Source organism: Paenibacillus sp. HB172176, assembly GCF_011947265.1.
Lineage (GTDB): Bacteria > Bacillota > Bacilli > Paenibacillales > Paenibacillaceae > Pristimantibacillus.
Map to the genome: position 1 here is coordinate 26,373 of NZ_JAATHD010000022.1, position 15,664 is coordinate 42,036.

15 protein-coding genes are annotated in these 15,664 nt (G+C 52.4%); 14 read left to right on the forward strand and 1 reads right to left on the reverse strand.

Annotation, left to right across the window (positions count from 1 at the left end; all coding sequences use genetic code 11):
* Positions 1 to 97 precede the first annotated feature (97 nt).
* Positions 98 to 1,030, forward strand: a complete 933-nt coding sequence (gene gltC / locus HFP08_RS22365) for a glutamate biosynthesis transcriptional regulator GltC (protein ID WP_168122846.1) — start codon at positions 98 to 100, stop codon at positions 1,028 to 1,030.
* Between the two features lie 50 nt (positions 1,031 to 1,080).
* On the opposite strand, the gene HFP08_RS22370 is transcribed toward gltC, so the two are convergent.
* Entirely contained in the window at positions 1,081 to 2,157 is a 1,077-nt protein-coding gene (locus tag HFP08_RS22370; protein WP_168122847.1) for a Gfo/Idh/MocA family protein, read from the reverse strand.
* A gap of 127 nt (positions 2,158 to 2,284) precedes the next feature.
* Between HFP08_RS22370 and HFP08_RS22375 the strand changes: the two genes are divergently transcribed.
* The 13 genes from HFP08_RS22375 (at position 2,285) to HFP08_RS22435 (ending at position 15,584) form a co-directional block, all read left to right on the forward strand.
* Positions 2,285 to 3,796 (forward strand): spore germination protein, encoded by a 1,512-nt coding sequence (locus HFP08_RS22375; protein WP_168122848.1) that lies wholly within the window; start codon positions 2,285 to 2,287, stop codon positions 3,794 to 3,796.
* Positions 3,793 to 4,974 (forward strand): Ger(x)C family spore germination protein, encoded by a 1,182-nt coding sequence (locus HFP08_RS22380; protein ID WP_168122849.1) that lies wholly within the window; start codon positions 3,793 to 3,795, stop codon positions 4,972 to 4,974. The genes HFP08_RS22375 and HFP08_RS22380 overlap by 4 nt, the downstream gene beginning before the upstream one ends.
* Positions 4,974 to 5,207: a hypothetical protein gene (locus tag HFP08_RS22385; protein WP_168122850.1), complete on the forward strand. Its 234-nt coding sequence runs from the start codon at positions 4,974 to 4,976 to the stop codon at positions 5,205 to 5,207. The genes HFP08_RS22380 and HFP08_RS22385 overlap by 1 nt, the downstream gene beginning before the upstream one ends.
* Positions 5,208 to 5,230: 23 nt before the next feature.
* Positions 5,231 to 6,385 carry a GerAB/ArcD/ProY family transporter gene (locus HFP08_RS22390; RefSeq protein ID WP_168122851.1) on the forward strand — a complete coding sequence of 385 codons (1,155 nt, stop codon included), beginning with the start codon at positions 5,231 to 5,233 and terminating at the stop codon, positions 6,383 to 6,385.
* 42 nt (positions 6,386 to 6,427) lie between these two features.
* A complete protein-coding gene (locus HFP08_RS22395) occupies positions 6,428 to 7,042 on the forward strand; it encodes a TetR/AcrR family transcriptional regulator (RefSeq protein ID WP_168122852.1) in 615 nt (204 codons plus the stop codon).
* Between the two features lie 159 nt (positions 7,043 to 7,201).
* Positions 7,202 to 7,744 carry a peroxiredoxin-like family protein gene (locus HFP08_RS22400; RefSeq protein WP_168122853.1) on the forward strand — a complete coding sequence of 181 codons (543 nt, stop codon included), beginning with the start codon at positions 7,202 to 7,204 and terminating at the stop codon, positions 7,742 to 7,744.
* Positions 7,745 to 7,898: 154 nt separating this feature from the next.
* Complete coding sequence (locus HFP08_RS22405) at positions 7,899 to 8,894, forward strand: beta-ketoacyl-ACP synthase III (RefSeq protein WP_168122854.1); 996 nt, start codon at positions 7,899 to 7,901, stop codon at positions 8,892 to 8,894.
* Entirely contained in the window at positions 8,884 to 10,113 is a 1,230-nt protein-coding gene (locus HFP08_RS22410) for an ATP-grasp domain-containing protein (protein ID WP_168122855.1), read from the forward strand. Before HFP08_RS22405 ends, HFP08_RS22410 begins: the two co-directional genes overlap by 11 nt.
* Positions 10,110 to 11,114 (forward strand): NAD-dependent epimerase/dehydratase family protein, encoded by a 1,005-nt coding sequence (locus tag HFP08_RS22415; protein ID WP_168122856.1) that lies wholly within the window; start codon positions 10,110 to 10,112, stop codon positions 11,112 to 11,114. Before HFP08_RS22410 ends, HFP08_RS22415 begins: the two co-directional genes overlap by 4 nt.
* The gene (locus HFP08_RS22420; protein WP_168122857.1) at positions 11,111 to 12,007 is read left to right on the forward strand and encodes an MBL fold metallo-hydrolase; all 897 of its coding nucleotides are present in this window, start codon (positions 11,111 to 11,113) and stop codon (positions 12,005 to 12,007) included. The genes HFP08_RS22415 and HFP08_RS22420 overlap by 4 nt, the downstream gene beginning before the upstream one ends.
* Positions 12,007 to 13,341, forward strand: coding sequence for a F390 synthetase-related protein (locus HFP08_RS22425; protein ID WP_168122858.1), 1,335 nt, complete (start codon positions 12,007 to 12,009; stop codon positions 13,339 to 13,341). Before HFP08_RS22420 ends, HFP08_RS22425 begins: the two co-directional genes overlap by 1 nt.
* Positions 13,329 to 14,228 (forward strand): SDR family oxidoreductase, encoded by a 900-nt coding sequence (locus HFP08_RS22430; RefSeq protein ID WP_168122859.1) that lies wholly within the window; start codon positions 13,329 to 13,331, stop codon positions 14,226 to 14,228. Before HFP08_RS22425 ends, HFP08_RS22430 begins: the two co-directional genes overlap by 13 nt.
* Before the next feature lie 99 nt (positions 14,229 to 14,327).
* Complete coding sequence (locus HFP08_RS22435; RefSeq protein ID WP_168122860.1) at positions 14,328 to 15,584, forward strand: hypothetical protein; 1,257 nt, start codon at positions 14,328 to 14,330, stop codon at positions 15,582 to 15,584.
* Positions 15,585 to 15,664 lie beyond the last annotated feature (80 nt).

Genomic DNA, 15,664 nt, shown 5'->3' on the forward strand with positions numbered 1-15,664 from the left:
ATTCATCATGAATTTAATTCTATAATTTAATAAATAATCGCTTCAATATTCAATTACTATAATATTAATGCGTTTTGCGCATGAAGGGATGGAAGAGATGGAGCTTAGACAAGTGAGATATTTCATGGAGGTCGCGAAGAGAGAGCATGTTACAGATGCCGCTGTTTCCTTGCATGTCGCACAATCTTCGGTAAGCAGACAGTTGTCCAATCTGGAAAGCGAATTGGGAGTTGATTTATTTGTTCGGGAAGGCAGAAGAGTGAAGCTGACACCGATAGGGAGGCTGTTTCTGGAACGAATGGAACAAGCAATGGGTGTAATAGAAGAAGCGAGAAGAGAATTAAAGGAGCATCTGGAGCCGGAGAAAGGAACGGTTCGTATCGCGTTTCCGATCAGTTTGGCCGCTTACGTTGTGCCCGCAGCGATATTCGCTTTTCGAAAACTATATCCTGAAGCGAAGTTTCAGATGAAGCAAGCGCTGTATCGCGATCTAATCGATGGAGTCGTGAATGGCGAATTCAATCTGGCTATGATTCCTTCGTTAATGGAGGACGAGAGAAAGTTTAAGAAGAAGGTGCTGTTCACGGAAAATATTGTGGCCCTCTTGCCTGTTGAGCATCCGCTTGCCCATCGTGAGCAAATCCGGCTCAGTGAATTGAAAAATGATTCGTTTGTAACGTTGCCCAATGGCTATGCCTTTCGAGAAATTGTCATTAAAGCATGTCTGGATCTCGGTTTTTCGCCGCATATCGCGTTCGAGGGCGACGACATCGATGCTCTGAAGGGACTGGTTTCCGCTGGTCTGGGGACAGCGTTAATGCCCGAGGTTACTCTGGTTCACAGCATTCCGCAATCAACGGTGAAAGTTCCTCTGGCCAATTCGAATTTAATTCGAACGATTAGCATCATTAGCCCCACAGAGCGCCAATTGTTGCCGACTGAACAATTATTTTATCAGTTTCTTCCGGATTTTTATTCAAAACTGACGCCGTTTGCTCCCCCCGGCAGGGGCTCGCTTCCACCGAGTTGAAGGCAGCAAGCTTTATGCGATTTTGAGGGGGAGGAGCAAGTCCGTACGAACTAGGGCGCCCAGGGCTGTGTTGTTGTGGTCAGCTCCTTGCCGGATGCTATTGCCTCTTGCATCATAATCGATAGGTAATGATCCTGCATGGCATCCTCCAAGCTGTAGCAATCCGGCCCGCCTCGCATATAATCCGCCATCTTTATCAGACTCGTCGCAATCGCGATTTCGTCGTCCGACAGACGTCCAGGCACGAACGGATTCCTGTACGCCCATTCCTCGTTCGCCATAATGCCTGTATGATAATAGCCTTCGAGATTGCCGTTATGTCCGGTATCGATTCTTCGAAATTCGCCATATGCGGGCGTCCGGAAATCGCGCAAATACCGGTATGCCGTATCGGTCACTTCGCCGCGGTTTCCTCGAATCAGGACTCGGTTGCTGCGAATCCACGAATGATACTGATCTCCGGTAAAGTCAAACAGCGCAAGTCTGTCCCCGAACCGCAGCGTGACAATGTCCTGCACGGAATCGCCGATTTCTTCGCGCTCTGGCGGACCGTATCGTCCCGGACCTTTCACAATCGGCGTGGTGAATCTCTGTCCGCGAATGACGGCATTCTCATAGCCGATTCCGAGTAACTGCCGAATTAAGCTAATGCCATGATAGCCGTGAGCGGTCGATGCTTGAACCTGAGACACAACACCCAGCTTGCCCGATTTTACGAAAGCAATGCGTGCGGCGTGCATAGGCTGGAACAAATATTGCTCGGCCACTTGCACGCGTCCTTGAAGCTTCCGCAGAGACTCATGCAAGGCGATCATACCGGGAATATCCTTGGCGGGAGGGGTTTCCGTCAACACGCCGATCCCTCTTCTAGCCAGCTCCAATATGCATTCCGGCGCAGCTTCCCAGGGAACGGACACGACCGCGAACGCAAACGTTCCGCTAGAGGCGAAAGCGTTCATATCGCGATAAGTCTTCACGCCCCATTCTTCCTCGATTTCCCTGCCGCGCTCCGCGTCGCGAACAAGCATTGCCCGGACTTTGAAGCGGTCAGGAAGCGCCTTCGCGATTCTGAGATAGAAGTCGGCTCTCCAGCCTCTTCCGACTATGCCGAAATCGATAATAGACATATGTATAACCTCGCTTTCCGTATGTACCTTTCATTATAGAGGGACAGGCGGGAAAGCGCACGCATGATTATCCCAAATTGCGGAAAGAATACAATTGCCATTATATTCATCTGCGGAGGAGAGTATCATGAAGGTTCCTACAACTGATATCAGTGAGCAAACCGGCTTGTCAATCTCTTTGAACTTGGAGGATAACCTCGAGTATTTTAAATCGAAATTTGCCGGATGCGACGATTTTATTATGGATTCATGGAAATATGGATTAGAGAGCGGGCAGCAGGCTTTCTATGTTTATTTCGGCACGCTGTCCAATCCGAAAGCGAAGACTGAATTCAAAGCCATGCTTCAGAAAATCATACATGAAGAAGTTCCATCAAAAAAGGATAAAAATCATTTTTATGAGAACAACCTCTTTTCTTCTCCATCCTCAGAGATGACTGAATCGCTGGATAAGGCTGCCCAATTCGTTTTGGAAGGAAAGGTAGTCCTTTTCTTTCATAATATGGATAAAGCACTGGCTTATTCTGCAATCGATATCGAGCAAAGACAAGCCTCCGAGCCGATTACGGAGCCAAGTATTCAAGGTCCCCATGTGAGCATGATTGAGAGCCTGGATCGCAACATTGGCGTTATTAGAAATTTATTGAAAACATCCAGGCTTAAATTTGAATTTTTTATAGCCGGAGAAGAGAGCCGCAGAAAGGTTTCCTTCGGGTATTTGGAAGGCGCTGTCGAACCAGATGCGCTGGCTGCTTTCAAGAAACGGATAGCAGGCTTGGAGAAAGAGGAGATTATCGATCCTTCCTATCTGGAGTCATGGATCGGAGAGTCCCGATTTTCGCCATTTCCGCAGGTTCGGTATACGGAGCGGCCTGACACCGCTGTACTTTCGCTATTGAACGGCAAAATCATCATTATGGTAGACGGAAGCCCGTCTGTCTTAATCTGCCCGGTTCACTTTATGGAGTTTTTCACCGCCAGCGATGATTATTATTTCCGTCCGGTTTATTTTTCGCTGATTCGAATCCTTCGCATGACCGCACTTGTTATCGCATTCATACTGCCGAGCACTTATATCGCATTGTCAACCTTTCACTCCGAATTGATTCCGACTGTGTTGCTGCTGGCGATTTTGAAGACCCGGGAAGGTATTCCGTTCCCTGCATTGCTGGAAGCGTTCATCATGGAATTCTTCTTTGAGCTATTGAGAGAAGCGGGAATTCGTTTGCCTCGGCCGATCGGCACGGCGGTCAGTATCGTAGGCGCGCTTGTTATCGGTCAGGCCGCTATTCAATCGCAGATCGCCTCTCCCGTTATGGTCATTGTCGTAGCTTTGACCGGTATTGCTTCATTCGCTTTTCCGCAATACAACATGTCCATTACGATACGGATTCTTCGATTTCCGCTGATGCTGCTAGCCGCGACCTTCGGCGGACTTGGCATTATGGTAGGCCTGCTGCTAACCTACCTTCATTTGTCGACACTGCGTTCTCTGGGGCAGCCGTATCTTGCGACAATCGCTCCGTTTCAATGGAATAAGCTGTTAGATGCATTCGTGGAGGTTCCCGGACATTTGCGAGCGAATCGACCGGGCAATCGGCAATTGCGCAAGAGCGGCGAGGAGGGACGCCAAGAATGAAGAAACATGCTTCTCTGCGATGCTGTATGTCTTTCCTTCTCCTTTCCCTGATGACAGGCTGCTGGGATAATTACGAGCTCGATCAATTCGGTTATGTTCAAGCAGTAGCGGCCGATCAGGGGAAAGAAGGGAAGGTCAAGTTAACAACGCATTTCTACAATCCGACCAGCAAAATGGAAAAGTCGGGGGCGTCGACCGGTTCGCATAAAGGAATTAACATTCAAACAACCGGAGATACCCTTTTCGAGGCCGTGCGGGACATTCCGATGTATTTCGGCCGTAAAGCAAAATGGGATCATATGAGGGTTATTCTGCTTGGAGAAGAGTTGATTAAAGACCAGGATATCGGCGAAATTCTGGATTATCTTTCAAGAGATCATGAACCACGGGGAACTGTGCTTCCTTTAATTTCGGAGGGACCTGCGTCAAGCTATTTGGATATCAAGCCGTTCATCGAAGAAACGATTGGCCAGCAATTCAAAAAGATGGAAACGCAAGGCGCGCAATATGCGGCCAAAACTTCAAAGACTCCCCTATATGACTTTGCCATTCAATTGAAAAGCGCGTCCAAGGTTGCCGTACTTCCTTATATTCACAAAAGAGGGAAGGAGGCCGTCATCTCGGGCATTGTTCTGATTAAGCATGGAAGATTGGCTTATGTGCTTGACAGCAAGAATACGGAAACCTTCCAAATGCTGAATAATCGCTATAAGGAAGGCGTGATCGAATTTCGTTGTATGGGCGATGCGGAGGATGATACCCAAACACAACATAAGGAAACATTCGAAGTTATTACATTCCATACGGAGCTGACCCCTCGCATTCAGCATGACAAGGTGACGGTCGACATTGATATTCTTGCGAAGGGAAATGTCGGCGAGCTGCGCTGCTCAACCTTGTTGACGGTGAAAAATTTGGACGCCTTTGAGGAGAAAATTGAGGAAGAGATCAGAGGTAAGCTTGAGAGAACGCTCTCGATTCTGCAAAAAAATCATTTGGACGGAATTGGTATAGGAAATCAAATTTATCGCAAGAACCCAAAGCTTTGGAAGCAGTGGGAGCCAACATGGGAAAAGAGATTTGCCGAGTGTCAATTCAATATCAACGTCGACGTCGAGGTATTGAATACGGGAATGAATGTAGGAACGCCTTTTGGCAAAGAGAAGGGTGAACAATAATGAACGGGAGATTGCTATGCTTAATCTTGCTCCTGATCCTCCTATTGGCGCGGGATATTCGAGGCTTCAAGAAATCGGCTCGCAGGGAACGGATTGTATATGCGGCGCTGTGGCTTCCGCTGTTGTATCTGGGTTTGTTATTTGTCGCGGAATTGCCGTGGCCGAACCTGAATACCATCTTTGACCTGTTCGCGAAGCCTGCTTCGCGAATTGTTCAATGGCTTAAAGCTTAGCGCCATCCGAGGAGGAGATGTTGATGAACAGCAAAGAATATATTAGTTCCATACAGCTATCCATGCTTTTTCTATTTTTCATAACGGGATCTTCCATTGTAATCATTCCATCGCCGCTGACCAATGTCGCGGGCAATGGGGCGTGGATCGCATTGCTGCTTTCGTTTGGAATGGGAATGTGTCTGCTGGCGTGCCTTTTGTATCTGAATCGCTCCTATCCCGCCATGACTTTTGTCGAGTACAGCAGGGCAGCCCTCGGGAAAGGGCTGGCGCTTCTTCTATTAATGCCGATGATCATCTTGATGTTCTGGCATGTGGCGGGCATCGTCATCGAGATCGGTTTTTTCTTCAAAAGCACTATGCTGAAGAAAACGCCGACCTATGCGGTTAACGCCATGTTTTTCGTCACTATCGCGCTGACCGTGCGGGCAGGCATCGAAGTGATGGCGAGGATGGCGGCATTGTTGCTTATTTTCATGTTCGGCTTTGTCGTGCTGGTGCTCGTCCTTGTTGGAAACTTGTATCATACGGAGTATCTTTTTCCCGTAATGCCTGACGGTATTATGCCTGTACTGCATGCCGCGTATATCGCTTATGGATTTCCTTATTCCGAAATTGTTGTCTTCGCCATACTTCTGCCCTTCGTCAGAAATACAGACAGATCCCGAGTTGGGAAACAGATGTTTGCGGCTTTGGCAATCAACGGAATTGTCTTTTTGATGTCGATTTGCGGCAGCATTATGGTGTTAGGTCCGTTGGCGGGGGACTTGAAATACTCTTTGTTCCAGCTTGCCCGTTTGATTTTCCTTCAAGAAATTATCGAGCGCATCGAATCCGTCATCGGATTCTCGCTCATTGTCGGCTTTTATTTCAAAACGGCTATCATGCTGCTCATCGTCATTAAGGTACTTGCGGAGACGCTCGAACTCCGGAACGATAAAATATTGACGTATCCCGTTGCGGGCATTTGTTTTCTGTTATCCGTTACAACCTATACGCAGGAAACAAAAATGGAAGAATTGGTAAATACGACCTGGCCTCTTCTTGACAATCTCTTCTACGTGGCTCCGATTGTCTTGATCGCATTCGTTACCTGGATTAGAAGGATTACCGCCAGATCGGGAGACAAGTCAGAGGACCAATCATTTCGGATTGACAATCGGAAAAACATCGAGTAACATACCAATTAGTTGGTTTGTATTAACGGAGGTGTTCTGAATTTGGCACTAGCAGGTTCAACCTTACCCGAGAAGAAAAGCTTGCTTCTTGAAGCAGCGCTTTCGCTTATGATGATGAAGGGCTATCAAGGAACCACGGTGGACGAAATTTGCGCGGAAGCCGGAGTGACAAAGGGAAGCTTCTTTCATTATTTCAAGTCGAAAGAGGAACTGGGCAAAGCGGCAATTGATCATTTCGAGAAGCTTCAAATGAATTTGATGGGCAAAGCGGCGCTGAATCAAATTAGCGATGCCTGGGAAAGGCTGCATGCCTATCTCGATTTCTTCGCGGATTTGGCGAAGGATTCCGAAGCGCCAAGCAGCTGCCTGACCGCGGTGATTTCGCAAGAAATGTCTGATATTCACGATGATTTCCGCGCCCTGTGCGCCGAGAAATTGCTTAACAATACAAAGCCGCTGCAAGAGATTCTGGAAGCGGTACTGCAAGAGGAACATCCATCCCGTGAACTGGACAGCCAGCAGCTATCGGAATATTTTCTCTCGATCTATCAGGGCTCGCTTATTCTTGCCAAAGCAAGAAACGATCGAAGCGTGCTTGTGCGCAATGTGGAGCTGTTCAGGCAATATATCGTGCAGCTATTCGACAAGGCTGGATGAGTGACTGCAACCGGGCATGAAGCTCCGAAAAGCGTTTGAAATAGCAATAAAACCTGCCTCTGAACGAGATCCCTCTAGAAAAGATCTCGAAAGGGGTTTTATCATAGAGCGACACATACCAACTGGTTGGTTCAAGCATTTCGAAAGCGAGTGATTCCTGTGGCTTTAAAGCAAGGTCAAACGGCTCCATTGTTCGTAAAAGAGGATATTTTCGGCAATAAAATTGATTTGAGAGAGTATAAGGGAAGCAAGCTGATGATTTCGTTCTATCGATTCTCCTCCTGTCCATTCTGCAATTTGCGTGTGCAAAGAATTGTGGGACAGCATGGCAAATTTGAAGAAAACGGGTTGAAGATGATCAGCTTCTGGCAATCTCCGAAGGAATCGATACTGGAGCATGTCGGCAAAGAGAAGCTGCCCTTTCCGTTAATACCCGATCCGGAGAAACGCATTTATCGGCAGTATGAGGTGGAGCGTTCCTGGCTCGGCGCGCTTAAGGTGATGAAAGATCCCGGATTGATGGCGGATGCGCTTAAGGGAGGCATTCAGCCGTCGAAGATGGACGGAGATTTGAATCAATTGCCCGCGGATTTTTTGATTGGGCCCGATTTGATCATTCACGAAGCATATTATGGCAAGCATATCGGCGATCATATCGGCTTTCACGCCATTGAACAATTTCTTGGTCTTTCTACTTCATAGCGCCATACGATTCGGCTCCCCAAAAGAGGGAGTCGACTTTTTTTGTCGAATTTTGATTAAAGGCGTTGCGGTTATGGGATGGAGCAGGAGACGTTTCGTTACTTATAGATAGCTTTGAACTCGAACATCATGGGAAGCAGAGAGGTGTTAATGCATGCTGCGTGTCAAAATACTCGGTACGGGAAAATATTTGCCAAGTCGCAAAATTACCCACGAAGAAATGGATCAACGTCTTGGAACGCGTCCCGGATGGGCGCTCAAAACGACCGATGTTCGGATTCGTCATTTCGCAACGAAGGAAGAAACCGCATCCTTCATGGGAGCGCGGGCTGCGGAAGCGGCGATTGCGGCCGCCGGCCTTGAGCTCTCCGACATCGATTGCCTCGTATGCACGAGCGGAACGAAGGAGCAGGCGCTCCCAAGCACGGCCTCGTTCATTCAACTGGCTCTGGGAGATGAGTTGCAGGGCGTGCCGGCCTTCGATATTGACGCAACCTGTCTTAGCTTCCTCGCTGGGCTGGATCTGATGTCGCATCTGGTTGCGGCTGGTCGTTACCGGCATGTGCTGCTTGTCGCTTCCGAGACGGCTTCAGCGGGCCTCAACTGGGAGGAGAAGGAGAGCGCGGCATTGTTCGGTGACGGCGCGGCGGCGGCTGTCATCGGACCATCGGCGGAAGAGGACGCGTCGCGGATCGTCGGGGCAAAGCTTCGTACCTATAGCGCAGGAGCAAGGCTGTCGGAGGTTCGCGGAGGCGGCACGCGTCTTCATCCACGAGAGCATAGCGCGGAGACGGAAGCGGATTTTCTGTTTCATATGAACGGGCCCGCGATTTTCAAGATGGCGTCCAAGCTGCTTCCGGGCTTTGTAGATGAGCTGCTGGCGCCCAGCGGCACGAAGATGGCTGATTTCAAAGCGGTTATCCCGCATCAGGGAAGCGCTATGTCGATGCGGCTGATGAGCAAGAAGCTGGGCATAGCCAAGGAGCAATTAATCTACATTACGCCCAATCACGGCAATACGATCGCCGCCTCGATACCTATGGGGCTTCACGAGGCGATCATTCAGGGGAAAGCGCGTCGCGGGGATCGGTTGCTGCTGCTGGGCACGGCTGCGGGATTATCGATCGGAGGCATGATTGTTGACTATTAAGGATTTTCGAGCGGGAGAACATGCGACGATCCTGCTGACGGGAGGACGCGCTCCCGCCACGCTCGAGATGGCCCGGGCATTTCATAAGGAGGGTCACCGGGTGCTCGTTGCGGAGAGCGCCCGCCATCATCTGTGCCGCGTGTCGAAGGCGGTCGCATGCAGTTACCATGTGCCGGCCCCTAGGGAGAATCGAAGCGGCTATCTGGATGCGCTTGAATCGATAGCGGAGAGGGAAAGCGTAGATGTGTTGATTCCGACCTGCGAAGAAATTTTCTATATCGCCCAAGACATTGAGCGGTTGCGCAGCCATTGCGTGGTGTGGGCATGCGGCTTGGAGCAGTTGAGGGAGCTGCATAACAAATGGTCGTTCGTGAAGCTGGCGGAGAGGCTCGGACTCAGCGTCCCGCGCTCGGAGCAGATTCGGACGCGGGAGGAATGGCTCGCGCTTGCCGCCGAGAAATGGCTCGGTGAGGGCTTTGTGCTGAAACCGGCCTATTCCCGTTTTGCTTCGAGAACCGTATTCCTGGAGGCGGGAGAAGCCTCGGAAGCCAGAAGACGTCTTCTCTTGGGGCGTTTGCCTGCCCTTTCCCTGCATGCGCCTTGGGTAGCGCAGCGGCGCGTTTACGGGAGAGAGCTTTGCACCTACAGTCTCGCATTCGAAGGAAAGCTGGTTGCCCATACGGCTTATAGAAGCAAATATCGCGTTGGACGAGGCGCTTCGGTCTACTTCAAAGCCATGATGCACGAAACTTCGCGCATCTGGGTTGACAGGCTCGTCAAGGAGCTCGGCTTTACCGGTCAGATCGCGTTTGATTTCATGGAAGAAGAGGACGGGACGCTCTATGCGCTCGAATGCAATCCGCGCGCGACGAGCGGCGTTCATCTGCTTAGCGGCGACAGTCGATTCGCGCAAGCGTTTCTTCAGCCGTCTGCGGGGGAAGCTTTAGGCTTCTCGCTGAAGGATGCGTCGTCCTCTCGCGCCATGCTGGCCGCGGCCATGCCCGCCGCAGCCTGGAGCGGCGTCCGCAGCATTCGCGAGCTGCGGAATTGGCTTGACGCTGTTCGTTCGGCCCGCGACGTCGTGTTCCGGCGGCAGGATCTGCGGCCCTCGGTCGAGCAGCTCTTCGTCATGTACGACGCTTGGCGAACAAGTCGCAAGAACGGTCTTACTTTGGCCCAAGCAACGACAATCGATATCGAATGGAATGGTGAGGAATGACGAACGCTTTGGTAACCGGCGCTACCGGGTTTCTGGGCAGGCATATGTGCATGCGGTTAAGTGAGCTGGGGTGGAATGTCACCGGAATGGGACGCAATGAAGAAGTCGGAGCCGAGCTGCAGGCGCGCGGCATTCGCTTTCTTCGGGGAGACCTGCGGGAGGAGTCGGCGGTCGATCGCGCTTGCGCGCGGCAAGAAGCCGTCTTCCATTGCGGGGCGTTGTCATCGCCCTGGGGAACCTATCGCCAGTTCAAATCCGTCAATGTGGGCGGGACGACGAATGTCGTTGCTTGCGCGAGGAAGCAGGGAGTGAAGCGTCTTATTCATATCTCCACGCCGAGCATTTATTTCGATTATCGGGCACGGCTGGGTATTCGTGAATCGGATCCGCTCCCGGCAAGAGGGGCCAACGCCTATGCCGCAACGAAGCTGCTGGCGGAGAAGGTCGTCATGCAAGGCTTCGCGGACGGCTTGCCCGCCTTGATTCTGCGGCCGCGCGCCATATTCGGTCCGCTCGATTCCACCTTGTTCCCCAGACTCATGAGGGTCAATGATTCGCGCGGCATTCCGATGTTCGGGGGAGGCTCGGCTATGCTTGATCTCACGTATGTCGACAATGTGGTGGATGCGATGCTGCTTGGATGGGAGGCTCCAGAGGAAGCGCTCGGCCAGGCTTACAATATTACGAATGGCGAGCCCATACCGTTGATGAAGGCGCTGGAGATGCTGTACGCCTTGCTCGGAACGCCGCTGCGAACGAAGCGTCTGCCGTATTCGGTCGTCTACGGGCTTGCTGCGTTCATGGAGCTGAGCCATCGCATGCTGCCGATGCTGGGAGAACCGCCGTTCACCCGCTATTCCATAGCCGTGCTGGCGAAGAGTCAGACGCTTGATCTGACCTTGGCGCGGGAGAAGCTTGGCTACAAGCCGAGGATTGGACTTAGAGAGGGTTTCTTGCAATTCGCGGAGTGGTGGAAATCCCAAGGGAGGAGTCTGCTATGATTGTGGAGGTAAGGGAGGAAGAAATTCCATTGTCTCCTGCCGTATCCGTCGAGGCGGGGTTGTACGCGGCCGGATATTGCCGTCATCCCGAGTTTCTGACGCTGCGGGGCGGCAGTGTCAAGCCCGTTCCGTTTCCTGCGGGCTTTGCGTGCATTCGTCATCCCGAGCATGGCTATATGCTCTTCGATACGGGCTATTCCGCCCGATTCTTCGAGGAAACGAGGCGGCTTCCCGACTATTTGTACCGGCTTGTCACGCCGGTGACGTTCCGAGAGGAAGACAGCGCGGTTCATCAGCTGCGAAGGCAGGGCATCCATGCGGAGGATATCCGTTATGTCGTTCTCTCTCATTTTCACGCGGATCATATTGCCGGCTTGCGGGATTTCCCCGGCGCGAAGCTGATCTGCAAACGGGAGGCTTACGTCGCTGTCCATAAGCTTGGCTCCTTCGCCGCCGTTAAGGCCGGCTATTTGAGAGGGCTGCTTCCGACGGATTTCGAGCAGCGCTCCTCGTATGTGGAGGAGACTTCCATGCGAAGGCTGCCGGAAGGCTTCCCGTTCCCGACGGGCTATGACCTCCTGGGCGACGGCAGCATCATCGCAATCGACGTGCCCGGGCATGCCGCGGGGCAGATCGGATTATGGCTGCTGACGGGAGAGGGCGAGCTTTTCCTCTGCGCGGACGCGGCGTGGTCGAGCCGCGCCATTGCCGAGAATCGCAGACCTCATCCGGCGGCAGGATTGATCATGAATGATCGCAGAAGCTATGGGGATTCCTTCGAACGGCTCCTTCGGCTGCACAAGAACTATCCGAACATAAGGATAGTGCCCAGCCATTGCTCGAAGTCTCTTCGATCTCAAGCCGATCAAGCCAAACCAAGGAGGGAGACCTAATGCGCAAGCTTGGCCATGCGGTCGCATTGCTCGCCCAGTATTGTCGCATTCGCCTCGGACGCAGGTGGACGAAGCGCGAAGCCTTTGAGCGTTGGCAGGAATGGCAGGTGCTTCGGCGGCTTCGCAAGGTGGAGGCGCAATCCGCCTACTACCGGGAGCTTTGGGAGGGACGACCGCTGACGGAATGGAGGCATTTTCCGATCATTGACAAAACGGCGATGATGGATAACTTCGATGCGTTGAACACGGCTGGTATTCATAAGGAAACGGCGATGGAGCTCGCCTTGAAGGCGGAGAAGTCGAGACATTTCGATTCGCGAATCAGCAACGTTTCGATCGGCTTGTCGTCGGGAACGAGCGGAAGCCGCGGCTTGTTTCTCGTCAGTGATCGCGAGCGGGCGGCCTGGGCGGGCGCGGTATTGGCGAAGCTGCTGCCCGGACCCTTGTGGAGAGCGGAGAAGATCGCCTTCTTCCTTCGGTCGAACAGCGAGCTCTATCAAACCGTGCGAAGGAAAAGGCTGCAATTCGAATATTTCGATCTGCTTCAAGACATCGAGCTTCATATCGAGCGATTAAACAAGTATCGTCCCGGCATTCTGGCTGCGCCTCCTTCGGTTCTGCGGCTGTTGGCCGACGCTCGTACGGAGGGGAGATTGACGGCGCGTCCGCATCGAATCATATCCATCGCGGAGACGCTTGATCCGCTGGACGCCCGAGTGATTCAGGAAGCATTCCTCATACCGATTCATCAGGCGTATCAATGCACGGAGGGCTTCCTCGCGAGCACCTGCCGCTTCGGGACGCTGCATCTCAACGAGGATATCGTGCATATCGGGAAGGAGTATGTAGACGAGGACTCCTCCGGTCGCAGGTTCGTGCCGATTGTCACCGATTTCTCCCGCTCCACGCAGCCGATCATCCGCTATCGGCTCAATGACTTATTGTCGGAGGCTGAGGAGGCATGCCCGTGCGGATCTGTCTTCACGGCCATTGAGCGGATCGAAGGCCGCTGCGATGATATTTTCTACATGGAGAAGCTCGCCGATGGAGCCCTCATGCCCGTATTTCCTGATTTCATCGCGCGCGCGATTATTGCGGCAGCTCCGGATATCGAGGAATATCGGGCGATTCAGCATGGAGCGAACAGGCTGGAAATTGAGCTTCAAGTCGCGGCTGAAGGGGATTGGGAGCGGGCGAAGAGTCAGGTTGCGGCTCGAATTGCGGAATTGGCTGGGAATATTGGCTGCCGTATTCCATCGATGATGTTCTCGGCATATACATTCAAGCCGGGCATTCATAAGCTTAGGCGAATAGAGAGGAGATGGAGCATTTGACGGAGCAGCGAATAGAGCGGAGCGGTCGCAAGAGACAGGAGCTGCATGAGCCAAAGGAGCCGATTGCCATTCTGACCGGAACCTCCAGCGGCTTTGGCATGCTTTCGGCAATCGTGCTTGCGAAGCAGAGCTATCGCGTCATCGCGACCATGCGAAATACCGAGAAGGCAGGCGAGCTATTGACTCGCGCCAAAGCCGCGGGCGTAACGGAGAGACTTGTTGTCCGGGCGCTCGACGTGACAGATCCGTTATCCATCGAGCGGGTCGTCGCAGAAACGCTGGAGCAACACAAACGCATCGACCTTCTCGTCAATAACGCCGGTGTTGCGGTTGGCGGATTTGTCGAGGAAGTGGCGATGGATGATTGGCGAAAGCAGATGGAGACGAACTTCTTCGGTCTCGTGGCGATGACGCAAAGCGTCATTCCGGCCATGAGGCGGCAGCGGGGCGGTCAAATTATCAATGTCGGCAGCATTAGCGGAAGAATCGGATTTCCCGGCTACGCTCCTTACGCCGCTTCGAAGTTTGCCGTAGAAGGCTTCAGCGAAAGTCTGCGCCATGAGCTGGCGCCGCATGGCATTGTCGTATCGATCATCGAGCCGGGAGCTTATCGAACGGGGATATGGGACAAAGGCTTGTCGGCGATTGCAGGCTCGTCCGACTCTCCCTACGCGGACAGGCTTCAAGCCATTATGCGTTACTCGCGGCAGGCAGCGGCAGCCTCTTCTGATCCGCAGCAAGTCGCGGATCTGGTCGGGCGCCTCGCTTCTATGTCATCCCCTCGACTGCGTTATCCGATCGGACGGGGATCGCGGCTTGCCTTGCTCGGGAAGGCGCTGCTTCCCTGGAGATGGTTCGAGAGCATCATCGAACGGGGGACGCGTTGACCCCATCAGCGGCATTAGCATCTGCCGGCTTTATGCGAAACCTTTTGAGAGAAACATTCGTTTGAGTGAATATAGCTTATGAAAAGGAGTGAAGCGGCATTGAATCGTGATCAATTAATCGGCACCAGCGCCAAGCTTATGAAACTGGAGAAACGTTCTCGCGGAAGAAGCGAAAGTCTAATTCTTGCAGTGATGATTCTCCTGGTCTTCATGAACGTCATTCTTCAGCCTGCCCGCGCCGAAGCCTTCACCATTCCCCTGGAGCGTGTGCTTATCATCGCGAAAACGGAGCTTTACGAGGATCCTTCGACCGCGAGCAAGGTCGTAGGCGCGATTGCGCCATTCCAGACGGTCAAGGTTGTTGGCAGGGACACGGAAGAAGACAGCATGGAGGACGCAGGCTGGCTGCTCGTCTCCACATGGCTTGGCGACAAGTGGATACAGGTCGATGAACGAGTTCAGAATGGCAGCTTTCTTAAGGCGCAGCAGTCTCTTACAAGCGTGTACGAGCTGACCTTATATAATCGACCGGATGCAAATAGCCGAACAAGCTACAGACTGACGCCGCAGAAGCTCCAGGCGAATGCCAGACTTTCCTACTCTCCCCTAACGTTCCCGAATGCAACTGCGCTCATAACCGCAGGCGAGACGACATGGTACTGCATTAACACCTGGCTTGGCGAGAAATGGATATTAAATCCCGCTCTGCTGGAGGATGTGAAAGAACAAGAAGTCAGTTATGCAATGAAGCTAACCGGCGATGAGCTGACCTATCCTTCGCCGTATCAGGTCGAATCAAGCGCAGAGCTTCTGCCCGCGCAGACTGTATCGGTATCGGCGATCTGGGAAACAGGCTTCGGTCCTTCAAGCGTAACTTGGTACAAAATAGAGCTGCCGAACGGGCAGCGCTGGCTCTCCCCGAGCCATGAGACGATTATCGATTACGCATCGGCGGATGAGCAGCTTACGCTGCCGACCGAGACGAGGTATTTCGCCGGTCCACTGCTTCAGATTAATAGCGAAGGTTGGCTGGAGCCGGGAACCTACGATGTATTCGAAACCTCCTCCGGCGATTGGAAACATATCAAGCTGCAGACAGGAAGTACGGTATGGGTCAATCCTTCCAGAGCCTTGCTGGAGCGGCCGGTGGGAATTGAGCTTACGAAAGAGGATGTTGCGTTGACCGAGGAAACCGAAACCTATCGCTATCCGCTTACCGGAGAAATCGCTCATGTCAGAGGCTTCTATGCTCCTCAAATGGCAGAGGCGTTCGAGAAGTGGGAAGCGGACGACGGCTCGATCTGGTTTCATATCCATGGGTTTGGCGGCGACGAGTGGTTGAAGCAGTCGCAATAGCATTGTTCATGCATTCTTTCATTATTCTTTCATAGCAGCTTGCTAGACTATGTCTGAGCGAAAAAGACATAGAAAGGTTT

Excerpts from the sequence above, each read along its gene's own strand:
- gltC (WP_168122846.1), top strand. The coding sequence starts at position 98 with ATGGAGCTTAGACAAGTGAGATATTTCATGGAGGTCGCGAAGAGAGAG.
- HFP08_RS22370 (WP_168122847.1), bottom strand. The coding sequence starts at position 2,157 with ATGTCTATTATCGATTTCGGCATAGTCGGAAGAGGCTGGAGAGCCGAC.
- HFP08_RS22375 (WP_168122848.1), top strand. The coding sequence starts at position 2,285 with ATGAAGGTTCCTACAACTGATATCAGTGAGCAAACCGGCTTGTCAATC.
- HFP08_RS22380 (WP_168122849.1), top strand. The coding sequence starts at position 3,793 with ATGAAGAAACATGCTTCTCTGCGATGCTGTATGTCTTTCCTTCTCCTT.
- HFP08_RS22385 (WP_168122850.1), top strand. The coding sequence starts at position 4,974 with ATGAACGGGAGATTGCTATGCTTAATCTTGCTCCTGATCCTCCTATTG.
- HFP08_RS22390 (WP_168122851.1), top strand. The coding sequence starts at position 5,231 with ATGAACAGCAAAGAATATATTAGTTCCATACAGCTATCCATGCTTTTT.
- HFP08_RS22405 (WP_168122854.1), top strand. The coding sequence starts at position 7,899 with ATGCTGCGTGTCAAAATACTCGGTACGGGAAAATATTTGCCAAGTCGC.
- HFP08_RS22415 (WP_168122856.1), top strand. The coding sequence starts at position 10,110 with ATGACGAACGCTTTGGTAACCGGCGCTACCGGGTTTCTGGGCAGGCAT.
- HFP08_RS22420 (WP_168122857.1), top strand. The coding sequence starts at position 11,111 with ATGATTGTGGAGGTAAGGGAGGAAGAAATTCCATTGTCTCCTGCCGTA.
- HFP08_RS22425 (WP_168122858.1), top strand. The coding sequence starts at position 12,007 with ATGCGCAAGCTTGGCCATGCGGTCGCATTGCTCGCCCAGTATTGTCGC.
- HFP08_RS22430 (WP_168122859.1), top strand. The coding sequence starts at position 13,329 with ATGGAGCATTTGACGGAGCAGCGAATAGAGCGGAGCGGTCGCAAGAGA.